Annotated in this window: 13 protein-coding genes; 8 read left to right on the top strand and 5 right to left on the bottom strand. The window is 71.1% G+C overall.

Annotation, left to right across the window (positions count from 1 at the left end):
• Positions 1 to 8 precede the first annotated feature (8 nt).
• Genes ACIBQX_RS33890 through ACIBQX_RS33880 form a run of 3 tightly spaced genes read left to right on the top strand, consistent with a single transcriptional unit; the run spans position 9 to position 2,848 of the window.
• Positions 9 to 815: an alpha/beta fold hydrolase gene (locus ACIBQX_RS33890; protein WP_397011788.1), complete on the top strand. Its 807-nt coding sequence runs from the start codon at positions 9 to 11 to the stop codon at positions 813 to 815.
• A gap of 15 nt (positions 816 to 830) precedes the next feature.
• Positions 831 to 1,247 carry a VOC family protein gene (locus tag ACIBQX_RS33885; protein WP_397011786.1) on the top strand — a complete coding sequence of 139 codons (417 nt, stop codon included), beginning with the start codon at positions 831 to 833 and terminating at the stop codon, positions 1,245 to 1,247.
• A 59-nt stretch (positions 1,248 to 1,306) separates the two neighbouring features.
• Complete coding sequence (locus ACIBQX_RS33880; RefSeq protein WP_397011784.1) at positions 1,307 to 2,848, top strand: ATP-binding protein; 1,542 nt, start codon at positions 1,307 to 1,309, stop codon at positions 2,846 to 2,848.
• On the opposite strand, the gene ACIBQX_RS33875 is transcribed toward ACIBQX_RS33880, so the two are convergent.
• On the bottom strand, positions 2,781 to 3,716 hold the full coding sequence (locus tag ACIBQX_RS33875; protein ID WP_397011782.1) for an MFS transporter: 936 nt from the start codon (positions 3,714 to 3,716) through the stop codon (positions 2,781 to 2,783). The genes ACIBQX_RS33880 and ACIBQX_RS33875 overlap by 68 nt on opposite strands.
• A gap of 348 nt (positions 3,717 to 4,064) precedes the next feature.
• A complete protein-coding gene (locus ACIBQX_RS33870) occupies positions 4,065 to 4,685 on the bottom strand; it encodes a phosphotransferase (protein ID WP_397011780.1) in 621 nt (206 codons plus the stop codon).
• A 197-nt stretch (positions 4,686 to 4,882) separates the two neighbouring features.
• Between ACIBQX_RS33870 and ACIBQX_RS33865 the strand changes: the two genes are divergently transcribed.
• Genes ACIBQX_RS33865 through ACIBQX_RS33855 form a run of 3 tightly spaced genes read left to right on the top strand, consistent with a single transcriptional unit; the run spans position 4,883 to position 8,873 of the window.
• Positions 4,883 to 6,541: an ABC transporter transmembrane domain-containing protein gene (locus ACIBQX_RS33865; RefSeq protein WP_397011778.1), complete on the top strand. Its 1,659-nt coding sequence runs from the start codon at positions 4,883 to 4,885 to the stop codon at positions 6,539 to 6,541.
• 4 nt (positions 6,542 to 6,545) lie between these two features.
• Entirely contained in the window at positions 6,546 to 8,330 is a 1,785-nt protein-coding gene (locus ACIBQX_RS33860; protein WP_397011776.1) for an ABC transporter ATP-binding protein, read from the top strand.
• Between the two features lie 33 nt (positions 8,331 to 8,363).
• Positions 8,364 to 8,873: a hypothetical protein gene (locus tag ACIBQX_RS33855; protein ID WP_397011774.1), complete on the top strand. Its 510-nt coding sequence runs from the start codon at positions 8,364 to 8,366 to the stop codon at positions 8,871 to 8,873.
• Positions 8,874 to 9,481: 608 nt separating this feature from the next.
• Here ACIBQX_RS33855 and ACIBQX_RS33850 read toward each other — a convergent pair.
• Positions 9,482 to 10,414, bottom strand: coding sequence for a helix-turn-helix domain-containing protein (locus ACIBQX_RS33850; protein ID WP_397011772.1), 933 nt, complete (start codon positions 10,412 to 10,414; stop codon positions 9,482 to 9,484).
• Positions 10,415 to 10,688: 274 nt separating this feature from the next.
• Between ACIBQX_RS33850 and ACIBQX_RS33845 the strand changes: the two genes are divergently transcribed.
• Together ACIBQX_RS33845 and ACIBQX_RS33840 are read left to right on the top strand one after the other, a co-directional pair.
• Positions 10,689 to 11,570: a hypothetical protein gene (locus ACIBQX_RS33845; RefSeq protein ID WP_397011770.1), complete on the top strand. Its 882-nt coding sequence runs from the start codon at positions 10,689 to 10,691 to the stop codon at positions 11,568 to 11,570.
• Positions 11,571 to 11,639: 69 nt separating this feature from the next.
• On the top strand, positions 11,640 to 12,134 hold the full coding sequence (locus ACIBQX_RS33840; RefSeq protein WP_397011768.1) for a hypothetical protein: 495 nt from the start codon (positions 11,640 to 11,642) through the stop codon (positions 12,132 to 12,134).
• Positions 12,135 to 12,360: 226 nt separating this feature from the next.
• On the opposite strand, the gene ACIBQX_RS33835 is transcribed toward ACIBQX_RS33840, so the two are convergent.
• Both ACIBQX_RS33835 and ACIBQX_RS33830 read right to left on the bottom strand, forming a co-directional pair.
• Positions 12,361 to 13,830 carry an alpha/beta fold hydrolase gene (locus ACIBQX_RS33835; RefSeq protein ID WP_397011766.1) on the bottom strand — a complete coding sequence of 490 codons (1,470 nt, stop codon included), beginning with the start codon at positions 13,828 to 13,830 and terminating at the stop codon, positions 12,361 to 12,363.
• An 83-nt stretch (positions 13,831 to 13,913) separates the two neighbouring features.
• Positions 13,914 to 15,986: a prolyl oligopeptidase family serine peptidase gene (locus ACIBQX_RS33830; RefSeq protein ID WP_397011764.1), complete on the bottom strand. Its 2,073-nt coding sequence runs from the start codon at positions 15,984 to 15,986 to the stop codon at positions 13,914 to 13,916.
• Positions 15,987 to 16,016 lie beyond the last annotated feature (30 nt).

The raw sequence follows: 16,016 nt of genomic DNA, 5'->3' as shown, positions 1-16,016 counted from the left end.
GCCGGAGCATGGAGCATGTGACATCGAAGGATGGCACGACACTCGCGTACGAGCGCTCTGGCCACGGACCGGCCGTCGTGCTGGTGTCCGGCGGGCTCGACGACGGCGCGGAGAACGCGCCGCTCGCCGGGGAGCTGGCCGGGAGCTTCACCGTCTACACCTACGCGCGGCGGGGCCGGGGTGACAGCGGCGACACCCTGCCGTACAGCGTGGCGCGCGAGATCGAGGATCTCGACGCGCTGATCGGCGCGGCCGGCGGATCGGCCTGCCTGTACGGGGTCTCGTCGGGTGGTGCTCTCGTCCTGGAGGCCGCGGCGGCAGGGCTGGCGGTCGACAGGCTGGCGGTCTACGAGGTGCCCTACAGCGTGGGCGAGGAGGCGGTGCGGGGCTGGCGGGACTATGTTCAGCGGCTCGACGCGGCGCTCGCGCGCGGGGATCGCGGGGAGGCGCTCGCGTGCTTCATGCGGTTGGCGGGCTCGTCGGAGGACGACATCGCGGCGGCGCGGAGCGCACCGGTCTGGGGCGATCTGCAAGCACTGGCGCACACCCTGGCCTATGACGCGGCCTGCCTGGCGGATGGCCGTCCACCTGCGCGACTCTCGCGGATCAACCGGCCGACCCTGGTGATCACCGGCGGGGTGGGCCCGGACTCGCAGGCCGGCATGGAAGGGCTGGCGAGCGACTTCTTCGTGCGCGCCGCCGAGGCCGTCGTCGCCCGTGTCCCGCATGCCGAGCGGCTCACGGCGGACGGGTCGGGACACATGGCCGACCCCAAGGTGCTGGCCCGTATGCTCGAGCGATTCTTCATCGCATAGTCAGGAGACGACAGTATGGCGATCCGCGTCGATCTGACCTTCGACTGCGCCGATCCGGTGCGGCTGGCGGAGTTCTGGAAGCTCGCCCTGGGCTACGAGGACGAGCCCCCGCCGGCGCCGTATGTGACCCGGGAGGAGTGGCTGGAGCAGTTCGACCTTCCCGAGGACGACGGCGACGGGGCCTGGCTGCATGACCCGACCGGCGCCGGGCCCCGGCTGTCCCTGCTGGAGGTGCCCGAGCCGAAGACGGCGAAGAACCGGTTGCACATGGACGTGCGGGTGGCCGGTGACGGCACGGCGGAGGAGAAGTGGGCCAGGATCACGGCGAAGGTCGCGATCCTGACGGATGCCGGGGCCTCGGTGCTGTGGGAGGACCCCGGCCACCATGTGTCCATGGCCGACCCGGAGGGCAACGAATTCTGCGTCTGCTGAGCGGAGGGACCTGCGGAGCTAAATCTGTATGCTTTTAAACATACAGAAGAGGTGACGCCATGGAGAAGCCCACCCGGGTGCTGGACCGAGACACCGAATGGGCGACATTGGTGCGGTTCGTCGAGCACCCCGACGCCCGGCTGCGGCTGGGTGTCGTGTCGGGGCGGAGACGAGTGGGGAAGAGCTACCTGCTGCGCGCGCTCGCCGAGACCGCCGGCGGGCTCTACGTCACCGCGGTCGCGGAGGAGGGAGTCGTGCCCGCGAGACGCCGACTCGCCACCGTCATAGCGCGATACGCCGGCATCGAGCCCACGCTCATCGGCGACGCGAGCTGGGAGTCCCTGCTGACCACTGCCATCGACCTGGTGCTGCGCCGCAGCGGGACCTCCGGACTTCTGGTCATCGATGAGCTGCCGTACTGGATGGCGCACTCGCCCGAGCTGCCCGGCCTCCTCCAGCTGCTGTACGACCAGTCGCAGGCAGGCCACGGGCACCAGGGTGGGCGGGTGATCGTATGCGGTTCGGCGATATCGGTGATGAACGAGCTGCTGTCAGGCACCAAGGCATTGCGTGGCCGCGCCGCGATCGACCTGCGTTTGCAGCCGTTCGACCTGCCCACCATGGCGCGGCACTGGGGCGTCGATGATCCAGCGGTGGCTCTGCGCATGCACGCCGTCTTCGGCGGCTCCCCGGGTTACCGGAGCCTGGCCAACGTGCCGGCACCGCAGACGCCGGACGAGCTGGACGCCTGGATCCCGGCCACCGCTCTGGATCCGACCCAGGCGCTGTATTCAGGGAGTGAGACCGAATACCTGCTCCGTGAGGATCCCCGGTTCTCCGGAAGCATCCTGCACTACGGGATCATCAATGCCGTCGCGAGCGGGGCCACCAGCCCGGCCAAGATCGGTGGACTGCTGGAGCTGCCCCGATCGTCGCTGACACGTCCGATCGAAGCGCTGGTGAGCGCGGGGTACCTGCGGCACGACAGCGACCCGCTATGGGAACGACGGCCGGTGATCAGCGTCGCCGACCCGATCATCCGGTTCCACAACCTGATGACCGTCCCCCATCGTGATCTCGTCGACACCGGCCGGTCGGCCGAGGCCTGGCACCGCGCAAGGCCCACCTTCACGGCTCGCATTCTGGGGCCGCACTTCGAGGACTGCGTCAGGGCCTGGCTCCGTGGTCAGGCCGACCCCGCCGTCCGCGGCTCGGCCGGCCAGGTCACCGCCACGGTGGTCAACGACAGAAAGGGCCAGGCCAAGCACGAGATCGACGTCATCGCCCTGGACAAGCGGGCGGGGCGGGCGGTCATCGGCCTCATCGGTGAGGCCAAGGCGACGGTGACCAGACGCGGCGTGGCGGACCTCGACCGGCTGGACAGGCTCAAGGCGCTGCTGGGTGAGCACGGGCACGACACGACAGCCGCGACCCTGGCGATCTTCTCCCTCGAAGGGTTCCACCCTGAGCTGGTCGCCACGGCACAGCGCAGGGGCGATGTCCTCCTGGTCGGCCTGGAGACGATGTTCGGGCTCAGAGAGCCGGTGGCCGTGCCGAAGGCGGACGGCGCTGCAGGGAGAACCAGAGGACCGACGCCGTGAGGGCGGCCAGCGCGCCCGCGATCCCCATGACGGCCGCTACCGAGATGCGGTCGACGACGATGCCCCCGGACAGCGCCCCGAGCGACAGCGTCGCCTGGAACGACGAGGTGAAGAGGATCGAGGCCGCCTCCGGCGCGTGCGGAGCCGACCTGGCGAACCAGGTCTGCGAGCAGACCGGCACCGCGCCGTACGCGAGGCCCCAGATGACCAGCAGCGTCAACGCGCCGGCCGTGGAGCCGCCGGCCACCGGGAGCAGGGCGGTGGCGGTGGCCAGCAGGGCGGCGGCGGTCACGGACGTGGCGCGCGGGTGGCGGGACAACGCCGCGCCGGCCAGGAAGTTGCCGGCGATCCCGGCGACTCCGTACACCAGCAGGTAGGTGGTGACCGAGCCCGCGCTCACCTGCGTGACCTGCAGCAGGAAGGGGGTGACGTACGTGTACGCGCCGAAGTGGGCGAGCACGACGAGGACGGTCGCGAGCAGCGCCAGCCGGATGCCGCCGTCCCCGAGGAGGCCGCGCAGCACGGCCAGGCGGGTGGGCCGCCCGGCCGGCAGCGGTGGCAGCAGCACCAGGAGCGCGACGAGGACTCCCAGGCTCAGCAGGCCCATGACCACGAACGCCGTGCGCCACCCGGCCAGATGTCCGATCAGCGTGCCCGCAGGCACGCCCAGCACCGAGCCCAGAGGGACGGCGGAGAAGATCACCGCGGTGGCCGTGCCCACCTGCTCACGCCGGACCAATCGTACGGCCAGACCCGCCCCGATGGACCAGAAGCCGCCGATGGTCAGGCCGACCAGCGCCCGGGAGACCATCATCACCCAGTAGGCGGGGGACGCGGCGGCCAGGAAGTTCGCCACCGCGAGCAGCACCCGATGGGCAGGATCTCCGTGGTGACGATGGAGAAGATCCCCGTCATCACCGAGACGACGGCCGGCCAGCTCGTCAGCGGCGAGCCAGGCGGTCGAGTGGGGGTTTCCAGCACCGGTATGTCCCTTTGGTCGGCGAACTGCTGTCAGCAAGCAGTGCAGCAGCTGGAGGACGCCCGGAGCTGGCGGGTTTCCGACGTGAGCGAGTTCAAGGTGATCCAGAAGCCTGAGCGGTTGTTCGGGCTGCTCTTCGCCCGGTCCGGCTTCACCGCCGAGCTGGCTCGCGTCGCGGACGGGCGTGCCGACGTCGAGCTGGTGGATCTGCCCCGCATGTACGGCGGCGAACAGGGGCTACGGGGTCCAGGTCGCGGTGTCGTCGATGCGGCGGCGCCACAGCTTCTCGCCCTCACCGCCCGGCTCCCAGCGGGCGCTGAAGTCGAGCAGGTCGCGGCAGCGGGCCAGCATGAAGGCGTGCCGATCCGCCCACGGCGGCACGGCGGCGGCGTAGGCGTCGAAGAAGTGGCGCAGCAGCGGCACGTGCTCCGGATGGTGGGCGCGGACGATCCACTCACACCAGGCCAGATCCTCCACCGGGCGCCCCGGGTGGGCCCACTCCCAGTCGAGGATGGCGGCCGTCTCGAACGTCACCGGGTCGAACAGCATGTTCTGCGGGCCGTAGTCGCCGTGCACGATGCCCAGCCGGTGCAGGCGGGCCAGGGTGCGGCCGCACTCGGCGAGAACCTCGGCCGCCCGGCCGTCGTCGAGCAGGTCCTGTCCGTGCGCGCCCGGCACGAAGCGCATGCTCACGCTCGTGTCGGTGACCGAATGCACCCGAGGCACGGGCAGCCGCCCCCGCAGCCGCCGCAGGAACCTGGCCTCCGTCCTGAGCCGGACCCCGGCGTCAGGGCCCTGGTAACACTTGACGACCAGAGCGCCGTCTCCGACCGTGCTGTTGGTGTACCCGTGCTCCACAGGCAACGATTGTGGCCTACTCCTGGGGCGGGTGTGAGATGCCGCGCCCGGCTCGTCCACATGTTGTACGCGGCGTCATGTCGATCATATTTTCGGTCACTTCGCGCAACGGTGCAGCTGGAAAATCGTTTGTGTGACCAGCGATCTTTTGGAAATCTTGACGGGCTATGCGTCCCCTTCCCGAAGCCGATCCTGGCATGCCCGACATTCGCAGCCCGCTCCGCTACCTGTGGTGGAACGCGCGCAGGCAGAGCCGTTCCCTGGTGGTCGGCATCGCCTTCGCCACCCTGTGGTGGCTGGTCCAGGCGCTGGTGCCGGCCGTGCTCGGCAAGGGGGTCGACGCCGTCAGGGCGCAGGACACCCGCGCCCTGCTCATCTGGTCGGCGGCCCTGCTCGGCCTCGGCCTGGTGCAGGCGTTCAGCGGCATCATGCGACACCGCTTCGCCGTCTTCAACTGGCTGTCGGCCGCCTACCGCACCGTCCAGCTGACCGCCAGGCACGCCGCCCTGCTCGGCGCCACCCTGTCCAAGCGGCTGTCGACCGGCGAGGTGGTCAGCGTCGGAAACTCCGACATCGCCCACATCGGCCACTCGATGGACATCCTGCTGCGCGGCACCGGCGCGATCGTGGCCATCGTCACGGTCACCGTGATCCTCCTGTCCACCTCGCTGCCGCTCGGCCTGCTCGTGCTGTTCGGCGTGCCGCTCATGGCCCTGGCCGTCGGCCCGGTGCTCAGGCCGCTGCACCGACGGCAGAAGCGGCACCGTGACCTCACCGGAGACCTGTCCACCCGCTCGGCCGACATCGTGGCGGGCCTGCGGGTGCTCCGCGGCATCGGCGGCGAGCAGGTGTTCGCCGGCCGCTACCGCGAGGAGTCCCAGCGCGTCCGGCACGCCGGCGTCAGCGTCGCCAGGGTCGAGTCGCTGCTCGAAGGCGCCCAGATCGTGCTGCCCGGCCTGCTCGTCGCGCTCGTCACCGGCCTCGGCGCGTCGTTCGCCGTCGCCGACGAGATCACCCCCGGCCAGCTCGTCTCCTTCTACACCTACGCGGTCTTCCTGATCGGGCCGATGCGCACGGTCACCGAGGCCGCCGACAGGCTGACCAAGGGACACGTCGCCGCGCGCCGCGTGATGCGGATCCTGGCCATCGAACCGGAGATGACCGGCGGGGCCGCCGCCGGCACGGGCGGTGTCCTGCGCGACTCCTACAGCGGCGTGACCGTACAGCCCGGCAGGCTGACCGCGCTGGCGGCCGGCTCGCCCGAGGACGCCATCGTGATCGCCGACCGGCTCGGCCGCTACAGCGACGGCGACGTCACCTTCGGGGCCGCCGACCTGGCCACGCTGCCCATCCACGAGGTCCGCGCACGCATCCTGGTCGCCGACAACGGCGCCCGACTGTTCACCGGCCGGCTCCGCGACGAGCTCGACGTGCGCGGCACCGCCTCCGACGAGCAACTCGAGCAAGCGCTGTACGCGGCCTGCGCGGAGGACATCGTCGAGGCGCTGCCCGGCGGGCTCGACGCCCAGGTGGCGGAGGCGGGGCGGGAGTTCTCCGGCGGCCAGCAGCAGCGGCTCCGGCTGGCCAGGGCGCTGCTCGCCGACCCCGAGGTGCTCATCCTGGTGGAGCCGACCAGCGCCGTCGACGCCCACAGCGAGGTCCGCATCGCCGAGCGGCTGGCCAAGGCCCGCGCCGGCAGGACCACGCTGATCTGCACGACCAGCCCGCTGGTGCTCGACCGCACCGACCAGGTGATCTACGTACGGGACGGCAGGGTGCACGCCGAAGGCGTCCACCGCGACCTGCTGGACACCTCGCCCGACTACGCCGCGACCGTGACCAGAGGGGAGGACTGACGAGATGGCACGCGAGATCCTGCCCGTCGCCGATCAGAAACAGGTGCGCGCCTACGCCCGGCGGCTCACCCTGAGATACCCACGCGAGCTCGGCGTCGCCCTGGGCCTGCACGGGCTCGCGGCCGCCGCCGGGCTCGCCGTACCGTGGCAGCTGGGCGGTCTGGTGCAGGACGTCCAGGACGGCGTCCAGGTGAACCCCTGGCTCGTCGCCGCGGGCATCGGCGCCTTCCTGCTGCTCCAGGGCCTGCTCGTGCGCTACGCGGTGCTCGCCTCGGCCAAACTGGGCGAGAAGGTGCTGGCCCGGCTGCGCGAGGAGTTCGTCGACCGGGTGCTCGCCCTGCCGCTGTCCACCGTCGAGCGCGCGGGCGCCGGCGACCTGCTCACCCGGACCTCCCGCGACGTCGACGCCCTGTCCAGAACGGTCCGGCACGCGGTCCCGGAGACCTTGATCGCGGTGGTCACGTTCACGATCACCGTCGGCGCGCTGGTGCTGGTCGGGCCGCTGCTCATGCTGCCCGTGCTGATCACCTCGCCGCTGCTGTTCGTCAGCACCCGCTGGTATCTCAAGCGGGCCCGCGACGGCTATCTGCGCGAGAACGCCGCCTACGCCGAGATGACCGAAGGCCTGGCCGAGACGGTCGAGGGCGCCAGGGCCATCGAGGCCCTCGGCCTGCACCAGCGGCGGCAGGAGCGCACCGACCGCGACATCGCCGGCTCCTTCGCCGCCGAGCGCTACACGCTGCGGCTGCGTACCGTCTGGTTCCCCACGGTCGAGCTCGGCTACGTGATCCCGGTCGTCTCGACGCTGCTGGTCGGCGGCCTCTTCCACGCTCGTGGCCAGGTCACCCTGGACCAGGTCGTCACCGCCACCCTGTTCGCCCAGCAGCTCATCGACCCGCTCGACCGCTTTCTCATGTGGATCGACGAATTGCAGGTCGGCGGCGCGGCCATGTCCCGCCTCCTCGGCGTCGCCAACGTGTCCGACGACCGCACGCCCACCGACGACCGCCCGGCCGGCGAGCTGCTACAGGCCGACGAGGTCCGCTACGCTTATCGTGCGGGCCGCGACGTGCTCCACGGCGTGTCGCTCACGGTCCGGCCCGGCGAGCGGCTGGCCATGGTCGGCCCGTCGGGCGCCGGCAAGTCCACCCTGGGCAGGCTCCTGGCGGGCATCCACGGCCCGCGCACCGGCGCGGTGTCCGTGGGCGGCGTTCCCCTCGTGGACCTGCCTTTGGACGACCTGCGCGGGCACGTCGCGCTGGTCACCCAGGAGCACCACATCTTCAAGGGCAGCCTGCGCGACAACCTGCTGATCGCCCGCCCGGACGCCGACGACTCCGCCGTCCGCGCCGCCCTCACGGCGGTGGACGCCCTCGACTGGGTGCTCGCCCTGCCGGACGGCCTGGACACGGAGGTCGGCTCCGGTGGCGTGACCATCCCACCCGCGCACGCCCAGCAGCTCGCCCTGGCTCGCCTCGTCCTGGCGGACCCGCACACGCTGGTCCTGGACGAGGCCACCTCGCTGATCGACCCGCGAGCGGCCAGACACCTCGAACGATCACTCGCCGCGGTGCTGGACGGCCGCACTGTCATCGCCATCGCCCACCGCCTGTACACGGCCCACGACGCCGACCGGGTCGCCGTGGTGGAGGACGGCCGCATCAGCGAGCTCGGCTCCCACGACGAACTGGTGGCCGCCGGCGGCTCCTACGCCGCCCTGTGGGCCAGCTGGCACGGCACCCCGGCGGCGGATCAACGCCAGAGCCAGGTCGTACGGCCGGCCACGTGACAAGCGCCAGGGCTGCGACGGCTGAGCGCGGACGTGGAATCGGACACCTCGATCGCGGGCGGACAAGCCTCGATTGCGGGCGGGCAAGCCGGTCACGAACTTCCCGGCAATCCGGGTGAGGGACTTACGGAGGGCGGCGTTGTCGAGATCCGGCTCCTCATGGCCGGGGGTGTCGCGGACACCGCCGCCGGTATTCGTGCCGTCATAGCTGAGCATGATGAGGTGGTCGCCGGCCAGGACGCGGACGTGGTCGGCGACGGCGAACGCCCGGTCCCCGAGGACGGACAGGCGCTTGACGGGCGCGTCCTTGGCGAGATGTTGGGCCTGGCTGTCGAACTCGCTCTCAAGATGCCGGCGGTCGTGGCGTCCGACGTTGATGTGCAGTTCGCCGCAGCGGGGGGCGACGTCCTCGAGCCGCATCACTCCCCGGCCACAGTAGCCGCCTGTCTGCACTCCTCCGTCTGCCTGCCCGACGTCGTCGCGGATCTGCCAGGTGCAGGTGGTGGTGCCGCCGGGAAAGTCCCTGCTTACGCACTTCCGTGACGGAGAGAAGAAGGCCGAGGCTACGGCGGCGGTGGAGACGGCCTCGCACAGGGCGCCGTCCTTGGCGACAACAGTGAGCTGCGGCCGCCGCGGTGGGGGTGGGGGCCGCCACCGGAGGAGTGACGGCCGCGTGAGCTTCGTCGCTGAACGCGCGTAGGAGCAGCCGGTCGCCGCCCCGCCGACCATGAGGACGCCGGGTACGACGACCAGGCCGATCAGCAGCCCCTTCCCGCCCCCGCAGCGAGGCGGTCGAGGTGGTGGCCAGTACCCACTGGTCTGGCGACCCGGCGCTCCGGGTCTCTCCGGCTGCCCAAGCGCCTGACCCTTCGGTCACCGGAAATGAACGGGCCCGTTGGACGGCGGGGGCGGCGTGGGCATCGCGACCTTTCAACCGGCTGCTGGCTGGTCGCGACTCTACGGCGAGCCGAATGCCCGGTCTGTCAGGTGAACACCCGACAGGATGAACAAGCGACTCCCCGGGAGAAACGTAAGAAGCCCGAGTGTTGATCTCGGCGTTGGTGTCGGCGATCTGGATGGTGATCTTGTGCTTGTTGGGCGGACAGATGGCTCCAGGCTGATGGACAGCGAAAGTCCAGGTGGGCGGCCAGTCAGATATCTGGATCCAGTCCGTTGCCGGAGGGTGGAGTTCGGTGGCGGATCAGGTCGGTACCCAGATGGGTGATCCGGTGGATGACCATGTTGGTGTGGCGGACGCTGATGATCAGTCCGGCGCGCTGGAGTACCTGGGCGTGAGCGCTGGCCGAGGAGAGTGAGGTGCCGGTCTGGCGGGCGAGTTCGCTGGTGGTACAGCCGGTGGCGGCGCCGATGCAGCGCAGGATGCGGGCTCTGGTGGTGCCGAGCAGGTTGGGCAGGGCGTCACCGGGGCCGGGCACCGGGGTTCGGCGGGGGGCGGGGAAGATCAGGACGGGCGGCAGGCTGGGATCGGCCAGCGCGACCGGGGTGTAGCGGCAGAAGTAGGAGGGGATGAGGGTCAGACCGCGGCCGCGCAGGTGGATCTCGTACCGGCCGATGGCGTAATCGGTCTCCAGGATCGGGGGTCGCCAGCGCGTGCGTGGACTCAGGGCGGCGAGCATGGCCTCCACGCCGTGGTCGGTGAGCAGGCGGGTGAGTCGGGCGCGTTCGTGTCCCAGGGCGTGCTCCATCCTGGTGCGGTGGGGGGCGAAGGCGGTTCGGCAGTAGCGGGCGGCCAGATCGGACAGGCCGGTGATGGCGCGCTGGTTGCCGCGGGCGAGATCGTCGAGGGTGGCGGGCAGGGCGGCGTGCCGGCGCAATTGGTCGACCTCGCGGCGCACGCGCAAGGGCGGGGTGTCGGCCAGCTCGTCGATGGGGTTCTGCGGCCTGGTCGGGGCTTGGTGCGGGGTCAGGAAGTCGGGGAAGTAGGCCTTGATCGGGACCAGCGGCACCAGTGTCCGCCGCACCGGCGTCAGCAAACCCGTCTCGGCCAGGTCGGCCCGGGCCCGCCGCCGCCAGTCGGCCAGGTCCGCACCGCCGCCGGGCCTTTGCAGCACATGCAGGCTCATCGCCATTTCCCACAGTTCATCGACAGCTGAGGCGATACGTACCCGGGCCAGGTCCTCAGCGGTAAAGACGATCTTCAGGGTTCCCCCAGTCATGCCCGCATGCTCCGTGGCGCGGATCACCGAACGATCAACATCTGGTCGACGGTGCCGGATGCGGGGCTGTGAGCTCGGTGTTCCGGCGCAGGCAGGAACACCATGACAGCCAGGGGCGGCGCGTTGTGAACTGGCCTGGACCGATCGATGGCGGAATGCGTCGGGTCCTACGGGAGGTGCGGTGGCGGTTCGGGGGATCGTGGTGTTGCTGGTCCTGGCGTTCCTGGCGGCATGCGGGAGCCCGTACAGTCCCGCGCCGGCTGATGGCGAGCTGGCCGAGCCGGAGCGGATCCAGCTGGAGAAGGCCGAGTACCTGCTGATTCAGCAGTGCATGACGCGCGAGGGCTTCCGCTACTGGCTGCCCCGCGTGCTGACCGTCGAGGAGCGCAAGGGCTCCCGATACATGCTGACCGACGTCGGATGGGCCAGGAGATACGGCTACGGTCTACGCCTCAAGCAGGAACTCGCGGCCGCCAAGGAGCACGACCCCAACCTCGTCTACGTCAAGGGCCTGAGCGAGGATCAGCGCGGCCGCTACAACGATGCTCTCGACGGTGGTCCCGGAGCGGCGATCATGACGGTCAAGCTGCCTTCGGGCGGAACCGTCAGCGGGAAGTTCGGCGGCTGCGCGGGCGAGGCTCGCGACGAGCTCTACAGGGACCACGAGACGTGGTTCCGGGTCAACAAGATCGCCACGAACCTTCTGCCGCTCTACGTGCCTGGCCTGGTCGCCGACAAGCGCTTCACCGCCGCGGTGCGGGCATGGTCGCGGTGCATGGCCGGGCAGGGGCATGAGTATGCCGATCCGGGCGCGATCCGGGCCGCTCTCCCCAGGCTCACGAAGGGGCTAGGCCCGGCCCGTGCCCATGCGCTCGAGGTCGAACTGGCCGTGGCCGAGGCCACCTGCGCCCGCCGTACCTCCTACGCCGAGACCGCCCGCCCGCTGGAGCGCGAGTACCGCGATCACGTGAGCCGGTCGTACGCCCAGGAGCTGGCGCTGCACCGGCGTCTGGAGCGCGCGGCTCTGGAGCGGGCCCGGCGGATCATCGGCTCCGGAGCTTGACGCCTCGGTCGCCATGCGTCTCCTCGGCGTCGGGCCGAGGAGCGAATCCAGGTAGACGAAGGGATCAGCATGCGTAGAATCCGCACCGCTCTGGCCGCCATCGGTCTGGCCGCCGTAGGTGTGACGGTGCCCCTGGGGGTGCCGAGCGCCCAGGCGGACACTCGCTGCAACCAGGAGTGGGACGCGTTCGGCCGGGACGGCAAGGTTCGCATCTACAAGGACCCGTACTGCACCAACCAGCTCGATTGGGCTGTCGGTGACGACTGGGATTGGGGTGACGGCACGGGCGAAATCACGAATGCCACCAACACCGTCTCCTCGGTGATGAACAACGGAACGCTGGGCGGCGTGGACGTGGTCGCCTTCTACGACTACACCGGCTATGACTGGAGGTACGGCTACACCTGCCTGAAGCCCGGCGAGTACTACGCCGACTACCTGGCCGACAACAGATTCAGCGCGCGCACAGCGGGCGAACACGCGGGCAAGAAGTTTCTCGTGAACGACGCCATCTCCTCGCACAAGTGGGTGACCGAGGGCGACTGCAACACGTTCGTGGAATAGGACACGCCGCCCGGTGATCGCCCGGCTCTGGGCGATCACCGGGGCAGGGTGGGAAGCTCTCCGGCGTCGGCGCCGAGCTGCGGTCGGTGTTCTTCGAGCGAGGCGCAGAGCGCCCGCATCACTGGTTATGCGCCGACGTGGCGAGGAGCTGAGCGGGAGCCACTGTCTACCGGGGAGGCCGCTGGAGTCTGTCCACATACCCGTAGGGTCCGGGTGGTGGAGTGGCTCAGCACTTGGTGCCGCGTGGTGGCATGGTCTCGTCGGTGAGATAGCGGTTGATGTGGCCGCGGGCGCAGGGGTTGGTGCCGTAGAGGGTGTGGCCGGGGCCGTCGTGGGTGATGGTGGCGCTGCCGGGCACCTGGGAGACGACTCGGCCGACCGCGTCGGACTCGCCCCACGCACCCGCGCCCAGCAGCGGCGGGAGGGTCTTGGGCAGAGGAGCGGGCGGGTTGGTGACCGGTGCGGGCCAGCCGACGCAGGCGAGCGTCCCGGTGGCGAGGGTGTTGGCGGTGCCCGCGTTGGGGGCGACGCGGCGCAGGCGGGCGATGGTGGCGTTGAGGTCCGTGCGGGTGGCGGGGCGGGGCCAGTCGACGCATTCGGTGACGCCGGTGGACTGGTCGGGGTAGCGGTGGCCGCGCTCGGGGACGAAGGCGGCAGCGTCGCCACCGTGGGCCGCCCGGATCGCCTTGGCCAGCTTGGGCCAGGCGGGCTTGCCCTGCCGGGCGGAGCTGACCGCGAAGGACCGCAGGTCCCGGCCGGTGTAGGCGACGCCGTCCTTGGCCGGGATCGGGGTGCGATCGGCTCGGGCGAGCAGGGCGCGCCACATGCGCGGGACGTCGCGGCAGTCGCCGGCCTTGCACCAGGCGAAGAAGCGGGTCAGGAACTCCTCGTTGCTCTTGGCCATCTCCTCCAGCTCACGTGTCCAGTCGGCGGAGCTGTGGCTCCAGGTGCCGTCGAGGACCATCGTGCGGACCTGGCCGGGGAACAGGCGGGCGTAGGCCTGGCCGAAGAAGCCGGCGTAGGAGGCGCCGTAGTAATTGAGCTCGGCGGCGCCCAGCGCCTTGCGGATGGCCTCCATGTCGCGGGCGTGGTCGGCTGAGCTCATGTTGGCGAACAGCTCGGGGTCGCTCTGGCGGCAGTGCTCGGCGATGCCCCTGTTGGTGTCGGACAGGCGGGCGAAGTCGGCGTCGTCCTCGGGGAACTCGGCGATCGGGTAGCGCGACCAGAGGCAGGGCAGGCCGGTGCTGAGGCCGCCGAACTGCTTGCCGTAACCGCGGGTGTCCCAGGTGACGACGTCCATGTGCGCGCGCAGCTCGGCCCACTGGTCGGGGAAACGCTGGGTGTAGCCGATGCCGGGGGCACCGGGGCCGCCATAGGCCACCAGGGCCGACCCCTTGGCGGTGCCGGTGGCTTTGAGGCGGCCCAGCTTGAGCGTGATCTTGCGGCCGTCGGGCTTGTGCCAGGCGATCGGCACCTGCAGATCGGCGCACAGCATGCCGATCTTGTCGTCGGGACAGGCGCTCCAGGCCAGGGCGTCGGCCTGCCGCACCTGGCCGACAGAGCTCTGCCACACCTGGTCGACGGAGCCCTGCCGCACCCGGTCGACGGAGCCCTGCCGCACCTGGTCGGCGGAGTGCTGTGCGTGAAGACCGCCCGAGCCGATGAGGGCCAGGGCGATCACGATTGACTTCAGCATGCCGGTCACGATCCCGGAACCGGCACCCCGCACACATCAGCCCACGGTCTGGTCTCGCGGCCCCCGAATCAACCCACGGTCTGTCATCCCAGCACGTGCAGCGCCTTCTTGAGGAACTCCACCTGCAGCAGCATCAGGTTCTCCGCCACCACCTCCTGCGGCGTCATGTGGGTGACGCCCGACAGCGGCAGCACGCTGTGCTGACGGCCCGCCGCGAGCAGCGCCGACGACAGCCGCAGCGTGTGGGCGGCGACCACGTTGTCGTCGGCCAGCCCGTGGATGAGCAGCAGCGGCCGGTCGAGCTTGGCGGCGTCGCCGAACAGCGAGGAGTTGTCGTAGACCTCGGGCTGCTCGTCGGGGTGGCCCAGGTAGCGCTCGGTGTAGCAGGTGTCGTACAGCCGCCAGTCGGTCACCGGAGCCCCCGCCACGGCCGCGTGGAACACCTCGGGCCTGCGCAGCACCGCCAGCGCCGCCAGGAAGCCGCCGAACGACCAGCCGCGGATCGCCACCTTGGTCAGGTCGAGGTCGTCGGGATACTGCTCGGCCACCCCGTGCAGGGCGTCCACCTGGTCCTCCAGCGCGGGTGTGGCCAGGTCGCCCAGCACCGCCCGCTCGAAGTCGGGACCGCGCCCGGGGGTGCCGCGCCCGTCCGCCACGATCACGGCGAAGCCCTGCTCGGCGAACCACTGGCTCTCCAGGTAGCCGCCGCGCCGGTTGAGGACGCGCTGCGCGTGCGGGCCGCCGTACGGATCCATCAGGACAGGGAGCGGGCGCGAGCCCGGCTCGTGCCACGAGGGCAGCACCACGGCGGTGGACAGCTCGCGGCGGCCGGAACGGCCGAGTGAGACGCGCAGGTCGAGGCCGGGGTGCTCGGCGTAGGAGGGGATCGGGATCGCCATGCCGTCGCGGCGCACCACCGTGGTGGAGACGCCTTCGACGTCGAGGCTCTGCTCGCTCAGCACGCCCACGCCGCCGGCCATCCGCCCGGTGAACACGCCGGACCTGGTGGAGACCGGCAGCAGCGAGTGGCCGTCCCAGGTCCACAGCTGGATCTCGGTGGGGTCGCCGCTCGCGCTGAACAGCACGCTGTCGTGGTCGACGTCGAGCACGGCGCGCACCTGCAGCGTGGGCGGGGTGACGGCGCGGTCGCCGACGAACAGGCGGTGGCCGCCGTCGGCGGTGGCCACCCAGACCAGCGAGCCGTCGTCGAGGTGGGCGGGCACGCCGCCCACGATGTCGACCCACGCGGGGTCGGTGTCCTCGCGCACCAGGTCGGCGCTCCCCGTCGCCGGATCCACCGTGAGCAGGCGCATCGTCTTCTGGTCGCGTGACAGCGTCACGATCGACAGCGCGTGGGAGTCCCAGGACGCGGCCGCGAGATATTCGTGCTCGTACGGCACCGCGACCCGGGACCCGTCGAGACCCAGGACGAACAGCTCGGTGACGGCGTTGGGCGTGCCGGCCGCGGGATAGCGCTGGGCCGCGGGCTCGCGGTCGGGGTTGGCCGGGTCGGCGACGTACCAGGTCTGGACGGGCGTGTCGTCGGCGCGCTCGACCAGCAGCGCGTCACTCGACGGCGACCACCAGTGGCCGCGCATCCGGTCCATCTCCTCGGCCGCGATGAACTCCGCCAGCCCGTAGGTGACGGTGGGGGACTCGGGCGTGGCCAGCGTCCGGTCCTCGCCGGAGGCCAGGTCGCGCACGTGCAGCGCGCCGCCGGTGACATAGGCGACACGTCGCCCGTCGGGGGAGACGCGGGGGTCGATGACGGCGCCGGAGGTCTCCAGCCTGCGCGTCCGGCCGTCAGGCAGCTCGGTGACGTAGAGGCCGCCGGCCAGGGCGAAGGCGGCCCTGGCCACCGAGGAGTCGGTGGAGTAGGCGACCACGCCGCCCGCCTGCTCACGGCTGCGCTCCCGCCGGGCGCGCTCCTCCGGCGGGAGGTCGCGGTCGTCGGCGTCGAGCGTGCGCGGGTCGACGACGAGCCGCTCGACGTGCGTCTCGGTGTCGAGCTCCCACAGGCAGGTGACCGGGTCGGTGCCCGAGCGGGTGCGCAGGAACAGCACCTTTCCGCCGTCGGGTGAGATCGTGAAGCCCCTGGGCACCCCGAGGGTGAACCGGCGGGTCCGGGCGGACAGGCGCGGGAAGCTCTGACTCATGGGCCCAATCCTGCCAGCAGCCAGGCGTTG

Origin of the sequence: Nonomuraea sp. NPDC049714 (genome assembly GCF_044465295.1) — a bacterium.
GTDB lineage: Bacteria > Actinomycetota > Actinomycetes > Streptosporangiales > Streptosporangiaceae > Nonomuraea.
Note: the sequence above shows the minus strand (reverse complement) of the source record. Positions and strands in the feature narration are given on the sequence as shown.